We start from the raw sequence: 21490 nt of genomic DNA on the forward strand, positions 1-21490 counted from the left end.
TAGGTAAAATTACCGGGCATATGAATCACAGGTCGGGTAAGCGCAGCGCCACCCGACAATAAAAAACCCGCCTCGGCGGGTTTTTTTAAGTCTGTATGTCTTCAATTCACTAACGGGATGCGTCGATAAAGCTCAATCATATCGCCCGCCAGATCCTGAATGACCATCGCGTTCATCAGGTGATCCTGAGAGTGAACGGTGATCAGGTTAACCGGAAGTTTCCCGGTCCCTTCGTCAAGACCGATGAGCTGCGTCTGGATAGTATGCGCATGTTTCACATATTCACGCGACTCTTCCATCGCTTTCTCGGCTTCGTCAAAGTCACCTTTTCGCGCCATCTGCAATGCTGTCAGGGCCGCACTGCGCGCCGCACCTGCATTGACCAGTAGCTCCATGATTGTGGTTTCTAAGTCTTCCATTATGACTCCAGCAGCTTGAGCGCTTTTTCCAGTACGGCATCACCTTTCATCATGCCGTAATCCATCATGTCGATAACCGCGACCTTTTTTCCAAGCGGATCGGCCTGCGCCTGGAGTTTTGCCTGTTCGTATTTAACCTGTGGCCCCAGTAATACGATATCAGCCGTCGCGATGTTATCTTTAAACTCCGCGACCGGAACGGCTTTAATGGTTACTTCGACTCCTTTTTTCTGCGCGGCATCTTTCATACGTTGAACCAGCATGCTGGTTGACATTCCCGCTGCACAGCATAAAACGATGTTCTTCATAGTCAGCCTCGATCTACATGTGTTTATTGATAATTATCCCGCGCAGACCGCTTCAACAACCGCTTTACCGCGATTGTGTGTCAGGCATCACAAAGAAATCGGCATTTTTCTGAAACCGGTTACAATTTTATACATGAAAGCATTCTGCCCGTCTTAACGGGCGGAATTTCAGGAAGGGTATTATCGGCTGGCCGTGCTTACGATGCGGTTTTTACCCTGTTGTTTAGCGGTATACAGCGCTTCATCTACGCTGCCGATAAATTGTTCCAGCGGTTCGAAGTGCCACTCTCCCACCCCCGCGCTGAAGGTTACTCGCAGGTTCTCTTCCCGCCAGGTCCGTTTTTCCACGGCGGTGCGCCAGGCTTCCAGTAGCGCGTGCGCGGAGTTCATCAGCTCGGCCGGGAAAATCACCCCGAACTCTTCCCCACCGTAGCGGTAAACGGAAACGTGGTGCGGCTGCATGATCTGAATACCTTCGCGCGCCACGCTGCGCAGAACAATATCCCCGCTCAGGTGGCCCCAGGTGTCGTTAATAGATTTAAAGTTATCGATATCGACCAGCGCCAGAACGAAGGGTTGATGAGCGGTCAGCAGCTCATCCACATCGTTGTCGAAAGCACGGCGGTTCTTGCAGCCTGTCAGCGCATCATGGGTGGCCTGACGGACATAGGCCAGCTCGCGTTCTTTATTGGTTCGAATGGTATGGCTGAGCATCGCCTCAAGACGTGGCGCCTGATTGACGTCTCCGGTTTTGATGGCGTTGATAATGTTCATCAGCACAGAACGCGAGGCATGGCGCAGATAGAGCCCGAACAGAATGATGATGATTGCCGCCAGCGCAAATCCCCAGCCGACGACGGTGGTTTCATGCCGGGTGATGACGGAAAGCGTGGCATCGGAGACCCGATAAATCACAAACCAGTCCGGATTGGTGAAAGAGTAGTAGTAATACCAGGTTTTACTTTTGGGGTCGAAAAGATGCCCTTCGCCGCTGGTCATTTTGTCCATCAGCGCTTCGCTTACGTACTGCTTAAAGAGCGCCCCCGTGTCCGGATGCAGCACAACGGCGCCGTCACGTTCCACGACAAAAAACTCACCCTGAACCGGTGCCACCATCTGGCGCAAGGTATACCCCATGGAGGTTAAATCAAGATGGAAAGCGAGCGTGCCCTTCAGACGGCCTTCCGGTGAAATGACCGGTTTATAGAGGGTGACCGTAGGATGTTGGGTGAAATAGTCCAGATAGGGGCGGGTGTAGTGAGGAAAGTTGCTGGCTTCCGCTTGCCCGATAAACCATGGGCGTGTTCGTGCGTCGAACGACCTACTCTTCTCCGTTGGCAGTACTTCCGGCGCGCGCAGATGGTGCCCTTCGGTGTCCGCAAGAGAGATAGACGACACCGTCGGCATCAGATTCTGCAAATGCATTAACATCTGCAAACCCTGTGCTGGGTCGATATTTATCGTCTGATTCACTCTGTCGTCACGGGCGTAGTACATCGCAGCGCGACCAAGAATATAGTCATTTTCTCGCAGGATGGATTCGGTATAGTTCACCGCCAGATTATGGGTGAAGTTACCATTAATTTTATGATAATCCTCAATAAAATCCTTCCGTTGTGAAAGGATGACCAGGATCGCGATTATCGCGAAACTGAACAGAATCCCCGCGAAGCTGACCATAATTGGTCGGGTGAAAGAGAGCTTTTTACTGTGGAGTGCCATGAGTTGTGCATCAATCCAGATGGTAGACGCGTTGCGTCTGTCGATATCCTCAGCATAGTCGCTGTCAGATTGCTGGTAGTAAATTATACAGAAAGCGATTTCCGACGGGTTGATTTATCTTAAGAGTAGATAAGAAACGACGTATTTATTTTATCAATTGAAATTTTGTTTAAGAGGCGGAGGGCAGGGCGAAACGAGGAAGAAGCATTTTCACCCTGGTCAGCGTCCGTTGCTGACGTGGTTAATCCTAATAAAACCGGGCAGATCTCCTCAATCGCCCGGCGTTGATCTTACGAGCCGTCTCGTAACCTTTCCGCGTTGTTGCAGGCGGTTTCAGCGCAAATGCGAAGCTCTTCCCAGCCAGCTGTCCCAGTCTTTCCACACGGGCTGTAGCCCCTGTGCAGTCAGGGCTTCCGCCACCGCGTCGGGCCGTCGTCCGTCGTGCGGTGCAAACTGTTCCAGTTCCGGGCGATTGTCCGCGTAACCGCCCGGCTGCGTTTTGGAAAAGGCGCTGACGTTGTTGATCGCCAGAGGGATCGCGCGGTCGCGAAACGCGGGGGATTCACGCGTGGAGAGCGACAATTCCACTTCCGGCGCGAACAGGCGAAATGCGCACAGGGTTTGCACCAGCTGGCGCTCATCCATCAGCGAGGCGGGTTCAATGCCTCCCGTACACGGACGCAGCCGTGGGAATGAGATGGAATAGCGGCTTTGCCAGTAGTACTGCTGTAGCCACAGCAGATGCTCTGCCACCATATAGCAGTCAACCCGCCAGCTGTCGGACAGACCGATAAGCGCGCCCAGCCCAATTTTATCGATACCGGCGCGCCCCAGCCTGTCCGGCGTTTCCAGCCGGAAGATGAAATCCTGCTTCTTCCCTTTCAGGTGATGTCGGGCATAGGTCGCCTCATGGTAGGTTTCCTGATAAACCATTACGCCGTCCAGCCCAAGGGTTTTCAGTTCCGCATATTCCTCTTGCGACAGAGGCTGCACTTCCATTTGCAATGAGGCAAATTCGCGGCGGATGGCCGGAAGATGCTGGCGAAAATAGTCCATCCCCACTTTGCCCTGATGTTCACCCGTCACCAGTAAGAGATGTTCAAAACCCATCTCACGAATAGCCGCACACTCGCGGGCGATCTCATGCTCATCCAGCGTTTTACGCTTAATGCGGTTGCTCATTGAGAAGCCACAGTAGGTGCAGTCGTTGGCGCACAGGTTAGAGAGATAAAGCGGCACGTAAAAGCTCACCGTGTTGCCAAAGCGCTGGCGGGTGAGGCGTTGCGCGCGCTGCGCCATCGGTTCAAGGTATGCGCTGGCTGCCGGAGAAAGCAGGGCCATCAAATCCTCGCGGGTCACATGCCGGGCTGTTAATGCCCGCTCTACGTCCGCAGAGGTTTTACTGTTGATGCGTAAGGCAATATCGTCCCAGTTAAGCTGACGCCAGCGATCGGTAAAGGTAGCCATCAGAGTGCCTCCAGAAAACCGGTCAGCGGGCTGGTGGCCTGCGCCTGAAAGCTGCGCGAGCCGGGGCCGGACTGTCGTGCCAGCAGACCGGACTCCACGGCAAGGCGGAACGCACGCGCCATCATCACCGGGTCGTCGGCCACCGCAATCGCGGTATTGACCAGCACCGCATCGGCCCCCATCTCCAGCGCCTGCGCGGCGTGACTGGGTACGCCGATGCCCGCATCCACCACCACGGGCACGGTCGCCTGCTCGATGATGATCTCCAGCATCGCGCGGGTCTCCAGTCCCTGGTTGGAGCCAATGGGCGCCCCTAACGGCATCACGGCCGCGCAGCCGGCCTCTTCCAGACGCTTACACAGCACGGGATCGGCACCACAGTAGGGCAGAACGGTGAATCCCTGCTGCACCAGCGTCTCTGCCGCTTTCAGGGTTTCGATCGGATCGGGCAACAGCCAGCGGGCGTCCGGATGAATTTCCAGCTTCAGCCAGCAGGTGCCGAGCGCTTCCCGGGCCAGATGCGCAGCGAAAATTGCTTCCTCGGCCGTTTTCGCACCGGAGGTATTGGGTAAGAGCGTCACGCCTGCCTCCAGTAACGGCGCAAGTATGGCATCGTTGTGCTGACGCAGATCCACGCGCTTCATCGCCAGCGTCACCAGCTGGCTGCCGCTTTCACGAATAGCATCCACCATTAGCTGCGGGGAGGCGAATTTTCCGGTTCCGGTAAACAGATGTGAATCAAAGACTTTGTCGGCAATACGTAACATCTCAGCCCCCAGCGATAACCTGAAACAGCAGGATCTGGTCGCCTTCATTGACCTGCTGATGTTCCCACCGCTCGCGCGGCAGGATCTGTTGATTGAGCGCCAGCGCCGTTCCCGGCTTCAGCTGGCGCAGCGTGTCGAGCAGGGCGGCAACGGTGAGATCGTCGTCGCACGTCATCGGCTCATCGTTAAACAGAATGCGCATCGCGGCCTCCGCATACCGGGCAGCGGTTGGCGCGGTTTAACGCCAGATGGCGCCAGCCGCTGGAACGGGCGTCGAACAGCCGGAGCGTGTTGCGCTCTGTTTCCATGCCGCTGAGCAACTTGATGGCTTCCAGCGCCTGAAGGGTACCCATCACGCCCACCACCGGCCCAAGAATGCCAGCCGTGCGGCAGTTACGCTCCGGTTCAGCCTCGTCCGGCCACAGGCAGCGGTAGCAGCCCTGCGTCCACGGCGGCGTAAGCACCATTATCTGCCCGCCGAAACCGACCGCGCTGGCGGTGATCAGCGGCGTGTTCTGTGCAACACAGGCCGCATTAATGGCCTGACGCGTCGCCATATTGTCCGTGCAGTCCAGCACCACGTCGGCAAGGGCAACTTCGCGTTGCAGATCTTCTCCGCTCAGCCGCGTCTGGAGCGCCACCAGTTCAATATCGGGGTTAAGCTGGTTCAGCCGCTTGCGCGTAACCTGTGCTTTAGGCTGGTTAACATCTTCTGTCGTGAAGAGGATTTGCCGTTGCAGGTTGCTGAGGTGTACCTCATCGTCATCGGCCAGTACCAGCGTTCCCACGCCCGCCCCGGCCAGATACAGCGCGGCGGGCGCGCCCAAGCCACCCAAACCGACAATCAGTACCCGGCTGGCGAGCAGCTTTTGCTGCCCGTCAATGGCGATATCCTCCAGCAGGATCTGGCGGCTGTAGCGCATAAAATCACGATCTTTCATCGCCTGCTCCTGCCAGTTGTAAAAGCCGTGCGGTGGCGGCCTGCCAGTCTACTGCCTGGGTGATAGCGCTGACGACGGCGATACTGCCGACGCCGGTTTCCAGCACGGCGGGCGCACGTTCAAGGCTGATTCCGCCGATGGCGACGGTGGGGTAATCGGCAAGGCGCTTAACGTGGGCTGCCAGCTGAGCCAAACCCTGTGGGGCAGACGGCATCTGTTTGGTTTGCGTCGGGAAAACGTGGCCGAGGGCGATGTAGGAGGGGCGGGCCGCCAGCGCCACGTCGATCTCCATATCATCGTGGGTGGAAACGCCCAGCCGCAGACCGGCGTCACGGATTGCGTTGAGATCGGTCGTTTCCAGATCTTCCTGTCCCAGATGCACGCCGTACGCCTGGTGTTTAACCGCCAGCCGCCAGTAGTCGTTGATAAACAGGCGGGCATGGTAGCGACGTCCCAGCGCGATAGCGGCGGCCACATCGGCCTCCACCTCTTCGTCGCGTTTATCCTTGATGCGCAGCTGGAGGGTGCGAACGCCTGCCTCCAGCAAGCGCTCTATCCACGCCACGCTGTCCACCACCGGGTAAAGCCCTAAGCGGAAGGGGACAGGTGGGAAATCGGGCTGGTACATTACGCCTCCTCCTTTTTGAGGTAGATTTCGCCGCCTTTGGCGCGGAAGGTTTCGGACATGTCTGCCATGCCGACTTCAATGGTCTGCGCGGCGGCGTAATCGCGTACCTCCTGGCTGATTTTCATCGAGCAGAACTTCGGCCCACACATGGAGCAGAAGTGCGCGACTTTGCCCGATTCCTGCGGCAGGGTTTCGTCGTGGTAGGCGCGGGCGGTGAACGGATCCAGCGCCAGGTTGAACTGGTCTTCCCAGCGGAATTCAAAGCGCGCTTTGGACATGGCGTTGTCGCGAATTTGCGCGCCCGGATGGCCTTTCGCCAGATCCGCCGCGTGGGCGGCAATTTTGTAGGTGATCAGCCCCTGCTTCACGTCCTCTTTGTTTGGCAGCCCGAGGTGCTCTTTCGGCGTCACGTAGCAGAGCATGGCGCAGCCGAACCAGCCGATCATCGCCGCGCCGATCCCGGAAGTGAAGTGGTCATAGCCCGGCGCAATATCGGTGGTCAACGGCCCCAGGGTGTAGAACGGTGCTTCGTGGCAGTGCTCCAGCTCCTCGGTCATGTTGCGGCGGATCATCTGCATCGGCACATGGCCCGGGCCTTCAATCATCACCTGCACATCGTACTCCCAGGCGATTTTGGTCAGCTCGCCCAGCGTGTGCAGCTCGGCAAACTGCGCCTCGTCGTTCGCGTCACGGATGGAGCCAGGACGCAGGCCGTCGCCCAGCGACAGAGAAACGTCATAAGCGGCGCAGATCTCGCAGATTTCGCGGAAGTGCTCGTAGAGGAAGTTTTCCTGATGATGGGAAAGGCACCATTTCGCCATAATCGAACCGCCGCGTGAGACGATACCGGTCAGACGCTTCGCGGTCATCGGCACGTAGCGCAGCAGTACGCCCGCGTGAATGGTGAAGTAGTCCACGCCCTGTTCCGCCTGCTCCAGCAGCGTGTCGCGGAACGCTTCCCAGGTAAGGTTTTCGGCGATACCGTTTACTTTCTCCAGCGCCTGATAAATCGGGACGGTGCCAATCGGCACCGGGCTGTTACGCAGGATCCATTCGCGGGTTTCGTGAATGTAACGGCCGGTGGAGAGGTCCATCACCGTGTCCGCGCCCCAGCGCGTCGACCAGACCAGCTTTTCCACCTCTTCTTCGATGGAAGAGGTGACGGCAGAGTTGCCGATGTTGGCGTTGACCTTCACCAGGAAGTTGCGGCCGATAATCATCGGCTCGGATTCCGGGTGGTTGATGTTGGCGGGAATAATCGCGCGCCCGGCGGCTACTTCATCACGCACGAATTCCGGCGTGATGTTCTCCGGCAGGCGAGCGCCAAACCCTTCACCCGGATGCTGGTGGCGCAGCACTTCGCTGCGAATGCGCTCGCGGCCCATGTTTTCGCGGATGGCGATGAACTCCATCTCCGGCGTGACGATACCCTGTCGCGCGTAGTGCAACTGGGTTACGCATTTGCCCGCTTTAGCGCGTTTCGGCGTCAGCAGGCCGGTAAAGCGCAGCTCGTCCAGACCGTCGTCGGCCAGGCGCGCGTTGGTGTACGCCGAGCTGCGCACGCTCAGTTCTTCGCAGTCGTTACGGGCATCAATCCACGGCTGGCGAAGCTTTGCCAGACCCTGCTGCACGTTGATAGCAACATCAGGATCGCCGAACGGGCCGGAGGTGTCATACACCGGCACGGCTTCGTTGTCTTCAAACTGCGGGTGCTCTTTGCTGCCGCCGATAAGCGTCGGGCTGAGCTGGATTTCGCGCATCGGCACGCGGATATCGGCCTGTGAACCGGTGATGTAGATGCGCGTTGAGTTCGGGAAAGCGGTGCCTTCCAGGGTGTCGATGAAGCGTTGTGCGTGTTCGCGCTGTTCGCGGCGGGTCAGTTTTGTTGTAGACATAGCTCATTCCAGATGTGAAGGACATGGCTTGTCAGACGACGGATGAAGCAAGAGAAGATCGCCTCAGGGCGATACAACAGCAGTGTGACTCTTGTTCCCTTCGCAGGTATTAACCTGATCAGGTTCCGCGGATCCCGAATTAACGGTCTCAGCCCGTGCTTTCACACTGGGCACTCCGACAAGAAAAATCCCCCTCCGCAGAGGGGCGAATGGTTGTAAATTACTCGTTAACGATTAAGAACTCAAGCAGGGCGCGCAACGTTATCGCTGGTGCTGATAGTCAGGTTGTTGTCCAGCACGAGGGCGATGAGCTTGTCTTCCAGCGTGAATCGCTCTTCCAGTGCTTCGCCAAGGTCGGAAAGCGCCTGCTGAAACTCAAGATAGTTATCGTGATCGATAGCGTTCTCCAGCGTGGAATCGTAGTAGTCCATGATCTGCTGGGTGTTGGCTTCAAGCAACGGACAGAGTTTACTGGCCACTAAATACGGCGTTGTCCCTTCCATTTCGCGGATAATGCGTTCATAAAGGTTGAAATGGCCGTCGGAGAGGTAGTCGACCAGGCTCTGACAAAAGTCGTCCAGCGCTTTTTCATTGAGTCGCATAAAGGATTCTTTGCCAGGCTTAAGACCAACCAGATTGTAATACGCCACAAGGAGATGCTTGCGCACATGTAGCCAGCGATCCACCAGGGTGTTACTTCCTCCAACGCGCTCAGTCAGGCTTTCCAGCTGGTTTAACATGGTCGACTCCATAAGGTTTAAAATGGGATCTGCTTATCCAAAATGTAACCACAATGCTAACAACATGTCAGTGAAGCGAAGGTAGTGCAATAGATATGGATCGTATTATTGAAAAATCAGATCTGGGTTGGTGGATCGTCAGCCACGAACAAAAATTATGGCTGCCCTCAGGAGAGTTGCCCTACGGTGCCGCGGAAACGTTCGATCTGGTGGGCCAGTCCGCGCTGAAGATCGGCGAGTGGCAGGGCGATCCCGTGTGGTTGATCCAACAGGCGCGCCGTCAGGATATGGGATCCGTACGTCAGGTGCTGGATCTGGACGTCGGCCTGTTCCAGCTGGCGGGGCGCGGCGTACAGCTGGCGGAGTTTTACCGCTCGCACAAATACTGCGGTTACTGCGGCCACACCATGCACCCGAGCAAAACCGAATGGGCGCTGCTCTGCGGCCACTGCCGTGAACGTTACTACCCGCAAATCGCACCGTGCATCATTGTCGCCATCCGCCGTGATGATTCCATCCTGCTGGCGCAGCATACCCGCCATCGCAACGGCATTCACACCGTCCTCGCCGGGTTCGTGGAAGTCGGCGAAACGCTGGAACAGGCGGTGGCGCGCGAGGTGATGGAGGAGAGCGGCATTAAGGTGAAAAACCTGCGCTATGTGACGTCGCAGCCGTGGCCGTTCCCGATGTCCCTGATGACCGCGTTTATGGCGGAATACGACAGCGGCGAGATTGTTATCGATCAGAAAGAGCTGCTGGAGGCGAACTGGTATCGCTACGACGATTTACCGCTGCTGCCCCCGCCGGGAACGGTGGCGCGTCGCCTGATAGAAGATACCGTGGCAATGTGTCGGGCCGAGTATGAGTAGTGTTACACTGACGGACTGACGCAATAAGGAACTGCAAAATGACCGAACTGAAGAACGATCGTTATCTGCGTGCGCTGCTGCGCCAGCCCGTTGATGTCACCCCGGTGTGGATGATGCGCCAGGCGGGACGCTATCTGCCAGAGTACAAAGCCACGCGTGCGCAGGCGGGCGATTTTATGTCGCTGTGCAAAAACGCCGAGCTGGCCTGTGAGGTGACGCTCCAGCCGCTGCGCCGCTTCCCGCTCGATGCCGCCATTCTTTTTTCGGACATTCTTACCATTCCGGACGCGATGGGCCTTGGGCTCTATTTCGAAACCGGCGAGGGGCCGCGTTTTACCTCACCGATCAAAAGCAAAGCCGACGTTGATAAGCTGCCGATCCCCGATCCGGAAGGCGAGCTGGGCTATGTGATGAACGCCGTGCGCACCATCCGCCGCGAGCTCAAAGGCGACGTGCCGCTGATTGGCTTCTCCGGTAGTCCGTGGACGCTGGCAACCTACATGGTGGAAGGTGGCAGCAGCAAAGCCTTTACCGTCATCAAAAAGATGATGTACGCAGAGCCGCAGGCCCTGCATGCCCTGCTCGACAAGCTGGCGAAGAGCGTCACGCTCTATCTCAACGCGCAGATTAAAGCGGGCGCGCAGTCGGTGATGATTTTCGACACCTGGGGCGGCGTGCTGACCGGGCGTGATTATCAGCAGTTCTCCCTGTACTACATGCACAAAATTGTCGATGGTCTGCTGCGTGAAAACGAAGGCCGCCGCGTGCCGGTAACGCTGTTTACGAAAGGCGGCGGTCAGTGGCTGGAAGCGATGGCGGCCACCGGCTGTGATGCGCTGGGCCTCGACTGGACCACTGATATTGCCGATGCGCGTCGTCGCGTGGGGGATAAAGTGGCGCTCCAGGGCAACATGGACCCGTCCATGCTCTATGCACAGCCTGCCCGTATCGAAGAAGAAGTGTCGACTATACTGTCTGGTTTCGGCCAGGGCGAAGGCCACGTCTTCAACCTTGGTCACGGTATTCATCAGGATGTACCGCCAGAACACGCTGGCGTATTTGTGGAGGCGGTGCATCGGCTTTCTGCCCAGTATCACAAGTAAGGAGTGGTTATGGATCTCGCGTCGCTACGCGCTCAGCAAATCGAACTGGCTTCATCGGTGATCCGCGAGGATCGTCTGGATACGGACCCTCCGCGGTACATTGGCGGGGCGGACGTCGGGTTTGAGCAGGGCGGTGAAGTGACGCGAGCGGCGATGGTGGTGCTGAAATACCCGTCGCTGGAGCTGGTGGAGTACAAGGTGGCGCGTATCGCCACCACCATGCCCTATATCCCCGGCTTTCTCTCCTTCCGCGAATATCCCGCGCTGCTGGCCGCGTGGGAGCAACTCTCGCAAAAACCCGATCTGCTGTTTGTGGATGGGCACGGCATCTCCCATCCGCGTCGCCTGGGCGTTGCCAGCCACTTTGGTCTGCTGGTAGACGTGCCGACCATCGGCGTGGCGAAAAAACGCCTGTGCGGCGCGTTTGAGCCGCTCTCTGCCGAACCGGGCGCGCTGGCGCCGCTTATCCATAAAGGCGAGCAGCTGGCGTGGGTCTGGCGCAGTAAAGCGCGCTGCAATCCGCTGTTTATCGCAACCGGGCATCGGGTCAGCATGGACAGCGCCCTGGCGTGGGTGCAACGCTGTATGAAGGGCTACCGCTTACCTGAGCCTACCCGCTGGGCTGACGCCGTTGCCTCTTCACGTCCGGCATTCATTCGTTGGCAGGAAATTCAGCCGTGATTCAGGTAAACTGCGGCTAATTTTCGATTCGAGACATCATCATGTTACAAAACCCGATTCATCTGCGCCTTGAGAAGCTGGAAAGCTGGCAGCACGTGACGTTTATGGCTTGCCTGTGCGAGCGCATGTACCCCAACTATGCCGCGTTCTGTAAGCAAACGGAGTTTGGCGAAGGCCAGATTTATCGACGTATCCTGGATTTGATCTGGGAGACGCTGACGGTCAAAGACGCAAAGGTAAACTTCGACTCTCAGCTTGAAAAGCTGGAAGAGGCAATTCCTGCGGCGGACGATTACGACCTGTATGGCGTCTACCCGGCTATCGATGCCTGTGTGGCGTTGAGCGAGCTGATCCACTCCCGTCTGAGCGGTGAAACCCTGGAGCACGCCATTGAAGTCAGTAAGGCATCCATCACCACCGTCGCGATGCTGGAAATGACCCAGGAAGGCCGTGAAATGACCGACGAAGAGCTGCGTGCTAACCCGGCGGTTGAACAGGAATGGGATATTCAGTGGGAAATTTTCCGTCTGCTGGCGGAGTGTGAAGAACGTGATATTGAGCTGATCAAAGGGCTGCGCGCGGACCTGCGCGAGGCCGGTGAGAGCAATATTGGTATAATTTTTAACCAATGAGACAACAAAACGTGATTTAACGCCTGTTTTGTCACTCCTCGACTCTTCCCTTTCGCCCCCCGTCTGGTCTACATTTGGGGGGCGAAAAAAAGTGGCTATCGGTGCGTGTATGCAGGAGAGTGCTTTTTTGGCATTTTCGTCGCACTCGATGCTTAGCAAGCGATAAACACATTGAAAGGATAACTTATGAACAAGACTCAACTGATTGATGTAATTGCGGACAAGGCTGATCTGTCTAAAGTGCAGGCTAAAGCTGCTCTGGAATCTACCCTGGCTGCTATTACTGAGTCTCTGAAAGAAGGCGATGCTGTACAACTGGTTGGTTTCGGTACCTTCAAAGTGAACCACCGCGCTGAGCGTACTGGCCGCAACCCGCAGACCGGTAAAGAAATCAAAATCGCCGCAGCTAACGTGCCGGCATTTGTTTCTGGTAAAGCACTGAAAGACGCAGTTAAGTAAGACGCGTGGCAGTGAACAGTTTTAACGAAGGGGCGGCAACGCCCCTTTTGTCATTCTGGCGTGGACCGCTCGCGCTGGCAGGCGTACTGTTGCTGTCTGCCTGTAGTCATGATTCCTCACTCCCCCCGTTTACCGCCAGCGGCTACGCTGACAACCAGGGTGCGGTCAGGATCTGGCGCAAAGATTCCAGCGATGAAGTGCATATGCTTACCGCGTTCAGTCCGTGGCATAACGGCAATACTTCGACCGCAGAATACCGCTGGCAGGGCGATGCGCTGTCGCTCATTGAACTGAATATCTACAGTAAGACTCCCGAACACGTGAAGGTGCGTTTTGACGACCACGGCGAGCTGAGCTTTATGCAGCATGAGGTCAGTGGACTGAAACAGCAGCTTTCCAGCGATCAGGTCGCGCTCTACCGCTACCGTGCTGAACAACTTCGCCAGACCAGCGATGCGCTGCGTCAGGGCCGCGTGGTGCTGCGCCAGGGGCGCTGGCATGCCGAAGGCACGGTGACCACCTGCGAAGGGCAGACAGTGAAGCCTGAGCTTGAATCCTGGGCAACCGAACACATTCAGCGTCGTCAGCGGCATTCATCTGTGGAGGTGAGTGTGGCATGGCTGGAAGCGCCGGAAGGCTCTCAGCTGTTGCTGGTGGCGAACGAAGATTTCTGCACCTGGCAGCCGACAGAAAAGAGTTTTTGATTTAAGTCCCCTCTCCCTTGAGGGAGAGGGTTAGGGTGAGGGGGAAATTACTCCCCCTGCTCCCGCGCAATGGCACGATAGCCGATATCCTGGCGGCTGAAGCTGCCGTTCCAGTGAATATCCGCCATCAACGCATAGGCGCGCTTCTGCGCCTCTGCCACGGTATGACCCAGCGCGGTCGCACACAGCACGCGTCCACCATTAGTGAGCACGCGGTCATCGTCAGAGAGCTTTGTACCGGCGTGGAACACCTTCGCACCGTCAATCTCTTCCAGCGGCAGGCCGTGGATCTCATCCCCGGTGTTGTAGCTACCCGGATACCCACCCGCAGCAATCACCACACCTAAAGAGGCACGCTCGTCCCACTCGGAAGTTTTCTCATTCAGCTTGCCTTCGCACGCCGCCAGACACAGATCAACCAGATCGGACTTCATGCGCAGCATGATCGGCTGAGTTTCCGGATCGCCGAAGCGGCAGTTGAATTCAATCACCTTCGGGTTACCCTGCTTGTCGATCATCAGGCCTGCGTAGAGGAAACCGGTGTAGGTATTGCCTTCCGCCGCCATACCTTTTACGGTTGGCCAGATGATGCGGTCCATGGTGCGCTGGTGTACTTCGTCAGTGACCACCGGAGCAGGGGAGTAAGCACCCATCCCGCCGGTGTTTGGACCCGTGTCGGCATTGCCTACGCGCTTGTGATCTTGGCTGGTGGCCATCGGCAGGACGTGCTCACCGTCAACCATCACGATAAAGCTCGCTTCTTCGCCGTCGAGGAACTCTTCAATCACGATGCGGTGGCCCGCATCGCCAAAGGCGTTACCCGCCAGCATATCCTGCACAGCGGCTTCCGCTTCTTCAAGGGTCATCGCCACGATAACGCCTTTCCCGGCAGCCAGACCGTCGGCTTTAATCACAATCGGCGCGCCTTTTTCACGCAGGTAAGCCAGAGCAGGCTCTACCTCGGTGAAGTTCTGATATTCCGCCGTCGGGATGTTATGACGCGCGAGGAAATCTTTGGTGAAGGCTTTTGAACCTTCCAGCTGTGCGGCACCTTCCGTTGGGCCGAAAATTTTCAGGCCCGCGGCGCGGAAGGCATCTACAACGCCGATCACCAGCGGCGCTTCCGGGCCCACAATCGTCAGATCGATATTCTCGTTCCGGGCAAAGCTCAGCAGCGCCGGGATATCGGTTACGCCGATGGCGACGTTCTGTAGCGCGGGCTCCAGTGCGGTACCGGCGTTACCCGGTGCCACAAAGACGGTTTCAACCTGCGGAGACTGCGCTGCTTTCCACGCCAGGGCGTGCTCGCGCCCGCCATTACCAATCACTAATACTTTCATTTTCTGCTCCGGAAATTAATGGCGGAAGTGGCGCATGTCGGTAAAGATCATTGCGATGCCGTGTTCGTCGGCAGCGGCAATCACTTCGTCATCACGGATTGAACCGCCAGGCTGGATCACACAGGTGATGCCCACAGCAGCGGCCGCATCGATACCGTCGCGGAAAGGGAAGAAGGCGTCAGAGGCCATGGCGGAACCTTTGACTTCCAGACCTTCGTCACCTGCTTTAATACCCGCGATTTTCGCAGAGTAAACGCGGCTCATCTGGCCTGCGCCTATCCCGATGGTCATGTTCTCTTTGGCGTAAACAATGGCGTTAGACTTCACGAACTTCGCCACTTTCCAGCAGAACAGCGCGTCGCGCAGCTCCTGTTCGGTCGGCTGACGTTTGGTCACCACGCGCAGGTCGGCTTCTGTCACCATACCCAAATCGCGATCCTGAACCAGCAGACCGCCGTTCACGCGCTTGAAGTCCAGGCCCGGCACGCGCTCTGCCCACTGGCCGCAAACCAGCACGCGCACGTTCTGTTTCGCCGCGGTGATTTTCAGCGCTTCTTCGGATGCGGATGGCGCGATGATCACTTCGACAAACTGACGGGAGATGATGGCCTGCGCGGTTTCCGCATCCAGCTCGCGGTTGAAGGCGATAATGCCGCCGAACGCGGAGGTCGGGTCGGTTTTGTAGGCGCGATCGTAGGCATCCATAATGGAGGTGCTTACTGCGACGCCGCATGGGTTGGCGTGTTTGACGATAACGCAGGCCGGCTCGCTGAACTCTTTCACGCATTCCAGCGCGGCGTCGGTATCGGCAATGTTGTTATAAGAGAGGGCTTTGCCCTGTACCTGCTGAGCAGTCGCAACAGAGGCTTCTTTCACCTCTTCTTCTATATAGAAGGCTGCCTGCTGGTGGCTGTTCTCGCCGTAGCGCATATCCTGCTTCTTAATGAAGTTCAGGTTCAGGGTGCGCGGGAAGCGACCAGATGGATCTTTGCTTTCACCGTGGTAGGCAGGAACCAGGCTACCGAAGTAGTTGGCGATCATGCTGTCGTACGCGGCGGTGTGTTCGAAGGCTTTGATGGCGAGGTCGAAACGCGTATCAAGCGTCAGGGACCCTTCGTTGGCGTCCATCTCATTAATAATGGCGCTGTAGTCGCTGCTCTTCACTACGATGGCCACATCTTTATGGTTCTTGGCTGCGGAGCGCACCATGGTCGGGCCGCCGATATCAATGTTCTCTACGGCATCTTCCAGAGAACAGCCTTCGCGGGCGACGGTCTGGGCGAACGGGTAGAGGTTAACAACCACCATATCGATAGGCGCGATATCATGCTGTTCCATAATGCCGTCGTCCTGACCGCGACGACCCAGAATGCCGCCGTGCACTTTCGGGTGCAGGGTTTTGACGCGTCCATCCATCATTTCCGGGAAACCGGTGTAGTCGGACACTTCGGTTACCGGCAGACCTTTCTCTGCTAACAGGCGAGCGGTACCGCCTGTAGAAAGCAGCTCCACACCGCGTGCGGAAAGTGCCTGAGCGAATTCGATGATACCGGCTTTATCAGAAACACTGAGCAGAGCGCGGCGGACTGGACGACGTTGTTGCATGGTAAATCCCCTGGATTTCACGATTACAGAGAGCGTTAGATGAATTTTCCAGCGAAAAACTCATCTAACACACCTGACGAGGCCTCCTTGTTAAGCGCGAGCATTTTAACGAAAACGTTTGCGCAACGCTCGCATATTTTCACTTTTTCGAAGCGCTGTGGATAACTCTGTGCGTAAAAGGGTATAAGGCGGGGTTTTGCTGGGGAATGCAGCAGTCAGTCATTTTTCTGTCATTTAGCGGTTGCGGCCTGCGGAGAACTCCCTATAATGCGCCTCCATCGACACGGCGGATGTGAATCACTTCACAGACTACCCGGTCGGTTGAAGAGAAAAAAATCCTGAAATAACGGGTTGACTCTGAAAGAGGAAAGCGTAATATACGCCACCTCGCGACAGAGCGCTGAAGCGCGTCGCAACTGCTCTTTAACAATTTATCAGACAATCTGTGTGGGCACTCAAAGTGACATGGATTCTTAACGTCCTCGGACGAAAAATGAATACCAAGTCTCTGAGTGAACATACGTAATTCATTACGAAGTTTAATTCACGAGCATCAAACTTAAATTGAAGAGTTTGATCATGGCTCAGATTGAACGCTGGCGGCAGGCCTAACACATGCAAGTCGAACGGTAACAGGAAGCAGCTTGCTGCTTCGCTGACGAGTGGCGGACGGGTGAGTAATGTCTGGGAAACTGCCTGATGGAGGGGGATAACTACTGGAAACGGTAGCTAATACCGCATAACGTCGCAAGACCAAAGAGGGGGACCTTCGGGCCTCTTGCCATCGGATGTGCCCAGATGGGATTAGCTAGTAGGTGGGGTAACGGCTCACCTAGGCGACGATCCCTAGCTGGTCTGAGAGGATGACCAGCCACACTGGAACTGAGACACGGTCCAGACTCCTACGGGAGGCAGCAGTGGGGAATATTGCACAATGGGCGCAAGCCTGATGCAGCCATGCCGCGTGTATGAAGAAGGCCTTCGGGTTGTAAAGTACTTTCAGCGGGGAGGAAGGCGACAGGGTTAATAACCCTGTCGATTGACGTTACCCGCAGAAGAAGCACCGGCTAACTCCGTGCCAGCAGCCGCGGTAATACGGAGGGTGCAAGCGTTAATCGGAATTACTGGGCGTAAAGCGCACGCAGGCGGTCTGTCAAGTCGGATGTGAAATCCCCGGGCTCAACCTGGGAACTGCATTCGAAACTGGCAGGCTAGAGTCTTGTAGAGGGGGGTAGAATTCCAGGTGTAGCGGTGAAATGCGTAGAGATCTGGAGGAATACCGGTGGCGAAGGCGGCCCCCTGGACAAAGACTGACGCTCAGGTGCGAAAGCGTGGGGAGCAAACAGGATTAGATACCCTGGTAGTCCACGCCGTAAACGATGTCGACTTGGAGGTTGTGCCCTTGAGGCGTGGCTTCCGGAGCTAACGCGTTAAGTCGACCGCCTGGGGAGTACGGCCGCAAGGTTAAAACTCAAATGAATTGACGGGGGCCCGCACAAGCGGTGGAGCATGTGGTTTAATTCGATGCAACGCGAAGAACCTTACCTACTCTTGACATCCAGAGAACTTAGCAGAGATGCTTTGGTGCCTTCGGGAACTCTGAGACAGGTGCTGCATGGCTGTCGTCAGCTCGTGTTGTGAAATGTTGGGTTAAGTCCCGCAACGAGCGCAACCCTTATCCTTTGTTGCCAGCGGTCCGGCCGGGAACTCAAAGGAGACTGCCAGTGATAAACTGGAGGAAGGTGGGGATGACGTCAAGTCATCATGGCCCTTACGAGTAGGGCTACACACGTGCTACAATGGCGCATACAAAGAGAAGCGACCTCGCGAGAGCAAGCGGACCTCATAAAGTGCGTCGTAGTCCGGATTGGAGTCTGCAACTCGACTCCATGAAGTCGGAATCGCTAGTAATCGTGGATCAGAATGCCACGGTGAATACGTTCCCGGGCCTTGTACACACCGCCCGTCACACCATGGGAGTGGGTTGCAAAAGAAGTAGGTAGCTTAACCTTCGGGAGGGCGCTTACCACTTTGTGATTCATGACTGGGGTGAAGTCGTAACAAGGTAACCGTAGGGGAACCTGCGGTTGGATCACCTCCTTACCTTAAAGAACCTGCCTTTGTAGTGTCCACACAGATTGTCTGATGAATGATGAACTTCTGAATGTACTTTTGAGTGCATTAAGAAGTTTTGCTCTTTAAAAATCTGGATCAAGCTGAAAATTGAAACGACACATCTTTAATGGTGTGTTCGAGTCTCTCAAATTTTCGCAATCGGAAGTGAAACATCTTCGGGTTGTGAGGTTAAGCGACTAAGCGTACACGGTGGATGCCCTGGCAGTCAGAGGCGATGAAGGACGTGCTAATCTGCGAAAAGCGCCGGCGAGGTGATATGAACCTTTGACCCGGCGATGTCCGAATGGGGAAACCCAGTGCAATCCGTTGCACTATCGTTAACTGAATACATAGGTTAACGAGGCGAACCGGGGGAACTGAAACATCTAAGTACCCCGAGGAAAAGAAATCAACCGAGATTCCCCCAGTAGCGGCGAGCGAACGGGGAGCAGCCCGGAGTCTGAATCAGCTTGTGTGTTAGTGGAACGGTCTGGAAAGTCCGACGGTACAGGGTGATAGTCCCGTACACGAAAATGCACAGGTTGTGAACTCGAAGAGTAGGGCGGGACACGTGGTATCCTGTCTGAATATGGGGGGACCATCCTCCAAGGCTAAATACTCCTGACTGACCGATAGTGAACCAGTACCGTGAGGGAAAGGCGAAAAGAACCCCGGCGAGGGGAGTGAAAAAGAACCTGAAACCGTGTACGTACAAGCAGTGGGAGCCTCTTTATGGGGTGACTGCGTACCTTTTGTATAATGGGTCAGCGACTTATATTCTGTAGCAAGGTTAACCGTATAGGGGAGCCGAAGGGAAACCGAGTCTTAACTGGGCGTTAAGTTGCAGGGTATAGACCCGAAACCCGGTGATCTAGCCATGGGCAGGTTGAAGGTTGGGTAACACTAACTGGAGGACCGAACCGACTAATGTTGAAAAATTAGCGGATGACCTGTGGCTGGGGGTGAAAGGCCAATCAAACCGGGAGATAGCTGGTTCTCCCCGAAAGCTATTTAGGTAGCGCCTCGTGAATTCATCTTCGGGGGTAGAGCACTGTTTCGGCTAGGGGGCCATCCCGGCTTACCAACCCGATGCAAACTACGAATACCGAAGAATGTTATCACGGGAGACACACGGCGGGTGCTAACGTCCGTCGTGAAGAGGGAAACAACCCAGACCGCCAGCTAAGGTCCCAAAGTCATGGTTAAGTGGGAAACGATGTGGGAAGGCACAGACAGCCAGGATGTTGGCTTAGAAGCAGCCATCATTTAAAGAAAGCGTAATAGCTCACTGGTCGAGTCGGCCTGCGCGGAAGATGTAACGGGGCTAAACCATGCACCGAAGCTGCGGCAGCGACACTATGTGTTGTTGGGTAGGGGAGCGTTCTGTAAGCCGTTGAAGGTGTGCTGTGAGGCATGCTGGAGGTATCAGAAGTGCGAATGCTGACATAAGTAACGATAAAGCGGGTGAAAAGCCCGCTCGCCGGAAGACCAAGGGTTCCTGTCCAACGTTAATCGGGGCAGGGTGAGTCGACCCCTAAGGCGAGGCCGAAAGGCGTAGTCGATGGGAAACAGGTTAATATTCCTGTACTTGGTGTTACTGCGAAGGGGGGACGGAGAAGGCTATGTCAGCCGGGCGACGGTTGTCCCGGTTTAAGCATGTAGGCGGAGGTTCCAGGTAAATCCGGTACCTTGTTAACGCTGAGGTGTGATGACGAGGCACTACGGTGCTGAAGTGATAAATGCCCTGCTTCCAGGAAAAGCCTCTAAGCATCAGGTAACACGAAATCGTACCCCAAACCGACACAGGTGGTCAGGTAGAGAATACCAAGGCGCTTGAGAGAACTCGGGTGAAGGAACTAGGCAAAATGGTGCCGTAACTTCGGGAGAAGGCACGCTGATATGTAGGTGAAGTCCCTGCGGACGGAGCTGAAATCAGTCGAAGATACCAGCTGGCTGCAACTGTTTATTAAAAACACAGCACTGTGCAAACACGAAAGTGGACGTATACGGTGTGACGCCTGCCCGGTGCCGGAAGGTTAATTGATGGGGTTAGCGGCAACGCGAAGCTCTTGATCGAAGCCCCGGTAAACGGCGGCCGTAACTATAACGGTCCTAAGGTAGCGAAATTCCTTGTCGGGTAAGTTCCGACCTGCACGAATGGCGTAATGATGGCCAGGCTGTCTCCACCCGAGACTCAGTGAAATTGAACTCGCTGTGAAGATGCAGTGTACCCGCGGCAAGACGGAAAGACCCCGTGAACCTTTACTATAGCTTGACACTGAACACTGGTCCTTGATGTGTAGGATAGGTGGGAGGCTTTGAAGCGTGGACGCCAGTCTGCGTGGAGCCAACCTTGAAATACCACCCTTTAATGGCTGGTGTTCTAACGTAGACCCGTAATCCGGGTTGCGGACAGTGTCTGGTGGGTAGTTTGACTGGGGCGGTCTCCTCCCAAAGAGTAACGGAGGAGCACGAAGGTTGGCTAATCCTGGTCGGACATCAGGAGGTTAGTGCAATGGCATAAGCCAGCTTGACTGCGAGCGTGACGGCGCGAGCAGGTGCGAAAGCAGGTCATAGTGATCCGGTGGTTCTGAATGGAAGGGCCATCGCTCAACGGATAAAAGGTACTCCGGGGATAACAGGCTGATACCGCCCAAGAGTTCATATCGACGGCGGTGTTTGGCACCTCGATGTCGGCTCATCACATCCTGGGGCTGAAGTAGGTCCCAAGGGTATGGCTGTTCGCCATTTAAAGTGGTACGCGAGCTGGGTTTAGAACGTCGTGAGACAGTTCGGTCCCTATCTGCCGTGGGCGCTGGAGAATTGAGGGGGGCTGCTCCTAGTACGAGAGGACCGGAGTGGACGCATCACTGGTGTTCGGGTTGTCATGCCAATGGCACTGCCCGGTAGCTAAATGCGGAAAAGATAAGTGCTGAAAGCATCTAAGCACGAAACTTGCCCCGAGATGAGTTCTCCCTGAGACCTTGAGTCTCCTGAAGGAACGTTGAAGACGACGACGTTGATAGGTCGGGTGTGTAAGCGCAGCGATGCGTTGAGCTAACCGATACTAATGAACCGTGAGGCTTAACCTTACA

18 protein-coding genes, 2 rRNA genes and 1 riboswitch are annotated in these 21490 nt (G+C 56.1%); of the genes, 8 read left to right on the forward strand and 12 right to left on the reverse strand.

All coding sequences use genetic code 11. From position 1 onward, the window contains the following. Positions 1–101: 101 nt before the first annotated feature. The 10 genes from ACQG03_RS01250 to ACQG03_RS01295 form a co-directional block, all read right to left on the reverse strand. Complete coding sequence (locus ACQG03_RS01250; protein WP_003862327.1) at positions 102–419, reverse strand: PTS lactose/cellobiose transporter subunit IIA; 318 nt, start codon at positions 417–419, stop codon at positions 102–104. Then, positions 419–727: a PTS sugar transporter subunit IIB gene (locus tag ACQG03_RS01255; protein ID WP_010425948.1), complete on the reverse strand. Its 309-nt coding sequence runs from the start codon at positions 725–727 to the stop codon at positions 419–421. The genes ACQG03_RS01250 and ACQG03_RS01255 overlap by 1 nt, the downstream gene beginning before the upstream one ends. Positions 728–907: 180 nt before the next feature. Then, on the reverse strand, positions 908–2449 hold the full coding sequence (locus ACQG03_RS01260) for a sensor domain-containing diguanylate cyclase (RefSeq protein WP_063146984.1): 1542 nt from the start codon (positions 2447–2449) through the stop codon (positions 908–910). A gap of 333 nt (positions 2450–2782) precedes the next feature. Then, entirely contained in the window at positions 2783–3916 is a 1134-nt protein-coding gene (thiH, locus tag ACQG03_RS01265; protein WP_063163991.1) for a 2-iminoacetate synthase ThiH, read from the reverse strand. Beyond that, the gene (gene thiG, locus ACQG03_RS01270; protein WP_022646705.1) at positions 3916–4683 is read right to left on the reverse strand and encodes a thiazole synthase; all 768 of its coding nucleotides are present in this window, start codon (positions 4681–4683) and stop codon (positions 3916–3918) included. The genes thiH and thiG overlap by 1 nt, the downstream gene beginning before the upstream one ends. A 1-nt stretch (position 4684) precedes the next feature. Beyond that, complete coding sequence (gene thiS, locus ACQG03_RS01275) at positions 4685–4885, reverse strand: sulfur carrier protein ThiS (protein ID WP_003862324.1); 201 nt, start codon at positions 4883–4885, stop codon at positions 4685–4687. Further along, positions 4869–5624, reverse strand: coding sequence for a thiazole biosynthesis adenylyltransferase ThiF (gene thiF / locus ACQG03_RS01280; protein ID WP_063163990.1), 756 nt, complete (start codon positions 5622–5624; stop codon positions 4869–4871). Before thiF ends, thiS begins: the two co-directional genes overlap by 17 nt. Beyond that, entirely contained in the window at positions 5611–6252 is a 642-nt protein-coding gene (thiE, locus tag ACQG03_RS01285) for a thiamine phosphate synthase (protein ID WP_058677636.1), read from the reverse strand. The genes thiF and thiE overlap by 14 nt, the downstream gene beginning before the upstream one ends. After that, on the reverse strand, positions 6252–8147 hold the full coding sequence (gene thiC / locus ACQG03_RS01290; RefSeq protein WP_063163989.1) for a phosphomethylpyrimidine synthase ThiC: 1896 nt from the start codon (positions 8145–8147) through the stop codon (positions 6252–6254). The genes thiE and thiC overlap by 1 nt, the downstream gene beginning before the upstream one ends. A 78-nt stretch (positions 8148–8225) precedes the next feature. Next, a riboswitch (TPP riboswitch) is annotated at positions 8226–8335 on the reverse strand. A 54-nt stretch (positions 8336–8389) separates the two neighbouring features. Next, entirely contained in the window at positions 8390–8887 is a 498-nt protein-coding gene (locus ACQG03_RS01295; protein WP_063163988.1) for an Rsd/AlgQ family anti-sigma factor, read from the reverse strand. A gap of 95 nt (positions 8888–8982) precedes the next feature. Between ACQG03_RS01295 and nudC the strand changes: the two genes are divergently transcribed. The 6 genes from nudC (at position 8983) to ACQG03_RS01325 (ending at position 13335) form a co-directional block, all read left to right on the forward strand. Beyond that, a complete protein-coding gene (gene nudC / locus ACQG03_RS01300) occupies positions 8983–9756 on the forward strand; it encodes an NAD(+) diphosphatase (RefSeq protein ID WP_022646710.1) in 774 nt (257 codons plus the stop codon). A 38-nt stretch (positions 9757–9794) separates the two neighbouring features. Further along, positions 9795–10859: a uroporphyrinogen decarboxylase gene (gene hemE / locus ACQG03_RS01305; protein WP_023299076.1), complete on the forward strand. Its 1065-nt coding sequence runs from the start codon at positions 9795–9797 to the stop codon at positions 10857–10859. Between the two features lie 9 nt (positions 10860–10868). Then, positions 10869–11540 carry a deoxyribonuclease V gene (nfi, locus tag ACQG03_RS01310; RefSeq protein WP_003862312.1) on the forward strand — a complete coding sequence of 224 codons (672 nt, stop codon included), beginning with the start codon at positions 10869–10871 and terminating at the stop codon, positions 11538–11540. 41 nt (positions 11541–11581) lie between these two features. Continuing rightward, entirely contained in the window at positions 11582–12172 is a 591-nt protein-coding gene (locus ACQG03_RS01315) for a YjaG family protein (protein ID WP_022646712.1), read from the forward strand. Positions 12173–12358: 186 nt separating this feature from the next. Further along, on the forward strand, positions 12359–12631 hold the full coding sequence (gene hupA / locus ACQG03_RS01320; RefSeq protein ID WP_002445246.1) for a nucleoid-associated protein HU-alpha: 273 nt from the start codon (positions 12359–12361) through the stop codon (positions 12629–12631). 11 nt (positions 12632–12642) lie between these two features. Beyond that, a complete protein-coding gene (locus ACQG03_RS01325; protein ID WP_058677638.1) occupies positions 12643–13335 on the forward strand; it encodes a DUF1481 domain-containing protein in 693 nt (230 codons plus the stop codon). A 47-nt stretch (positions 13336–13382) separates the two neighbouring features. Here the strand turns inward: ACQG03_RS01325 and purD are convergent, their stop codons facing one another. Together purD and purH are read right to left on the reverse strand one after the other, a co-directional pair. Then, the gene (purD, locus tag ACQG03_RS01330; RefSeq protein ID WP_022646714.1) at positions 13383–14675 is read right to left on the reverse strand and encodes a phosphoribosylamine--glycine ligase; all 1293 of its coding nucleotides are present in this window, start codon (positions 14673–14675) and stop codon (positions 13383–13385) included. A 15-nt stretch (positions 14676–14690) separates the two neighbouring features. Then, positions 14691–16280 (reverse strand): bifunctional phosphoribosylaminoimidazolecarboxamide formyltransferase/IMP cyclohydrolase, encoded by a 1590-nt coding sequence (gene purH, locus ACQG03_RS01335; RefSeq protein WP_058677639.1) that lies wholly within the window; start codon positions 16278–16280, stop codon positions 14691–14693. A gap of 561 nt (positions 16281–16841) precedes the next feature. Here purH and ACQG03_RS01340 point away from each other — a divergent pair. Together ACQG03_RS01340 and ACQG03_RS01345 are read left to right on the forward strand one after the other, a co-directional pair. Beyond that, positions 16842–18383, forward strand: a 16S ribosomal RNA gene (locus tag ACQG03_RS01340). 199 nt (positions 18384–18582) lie between these two features. After that, a 23S ribosomal RNA gene (locus ACQG03_RS01345) occupies positions 18583–21487 on the forward strand. Together the 16S and 23S rRNA genes form the textbook arrangement of a ribosomal RNA operon. The last annotated feature ends 3 nt before the right edge of the window (positions 21488–21490 follow it).

It is taken from the genome of Enterobacter cloacae complex sp. 342H5, assembly GCF_050030905.1.
Lineage (GTDB): Bacteria > Pseudomonadota > Gammaproteobacteria > Enterobacterales > Enterobacteriaceae > Enterobacter > Enterobacter intestinihominis.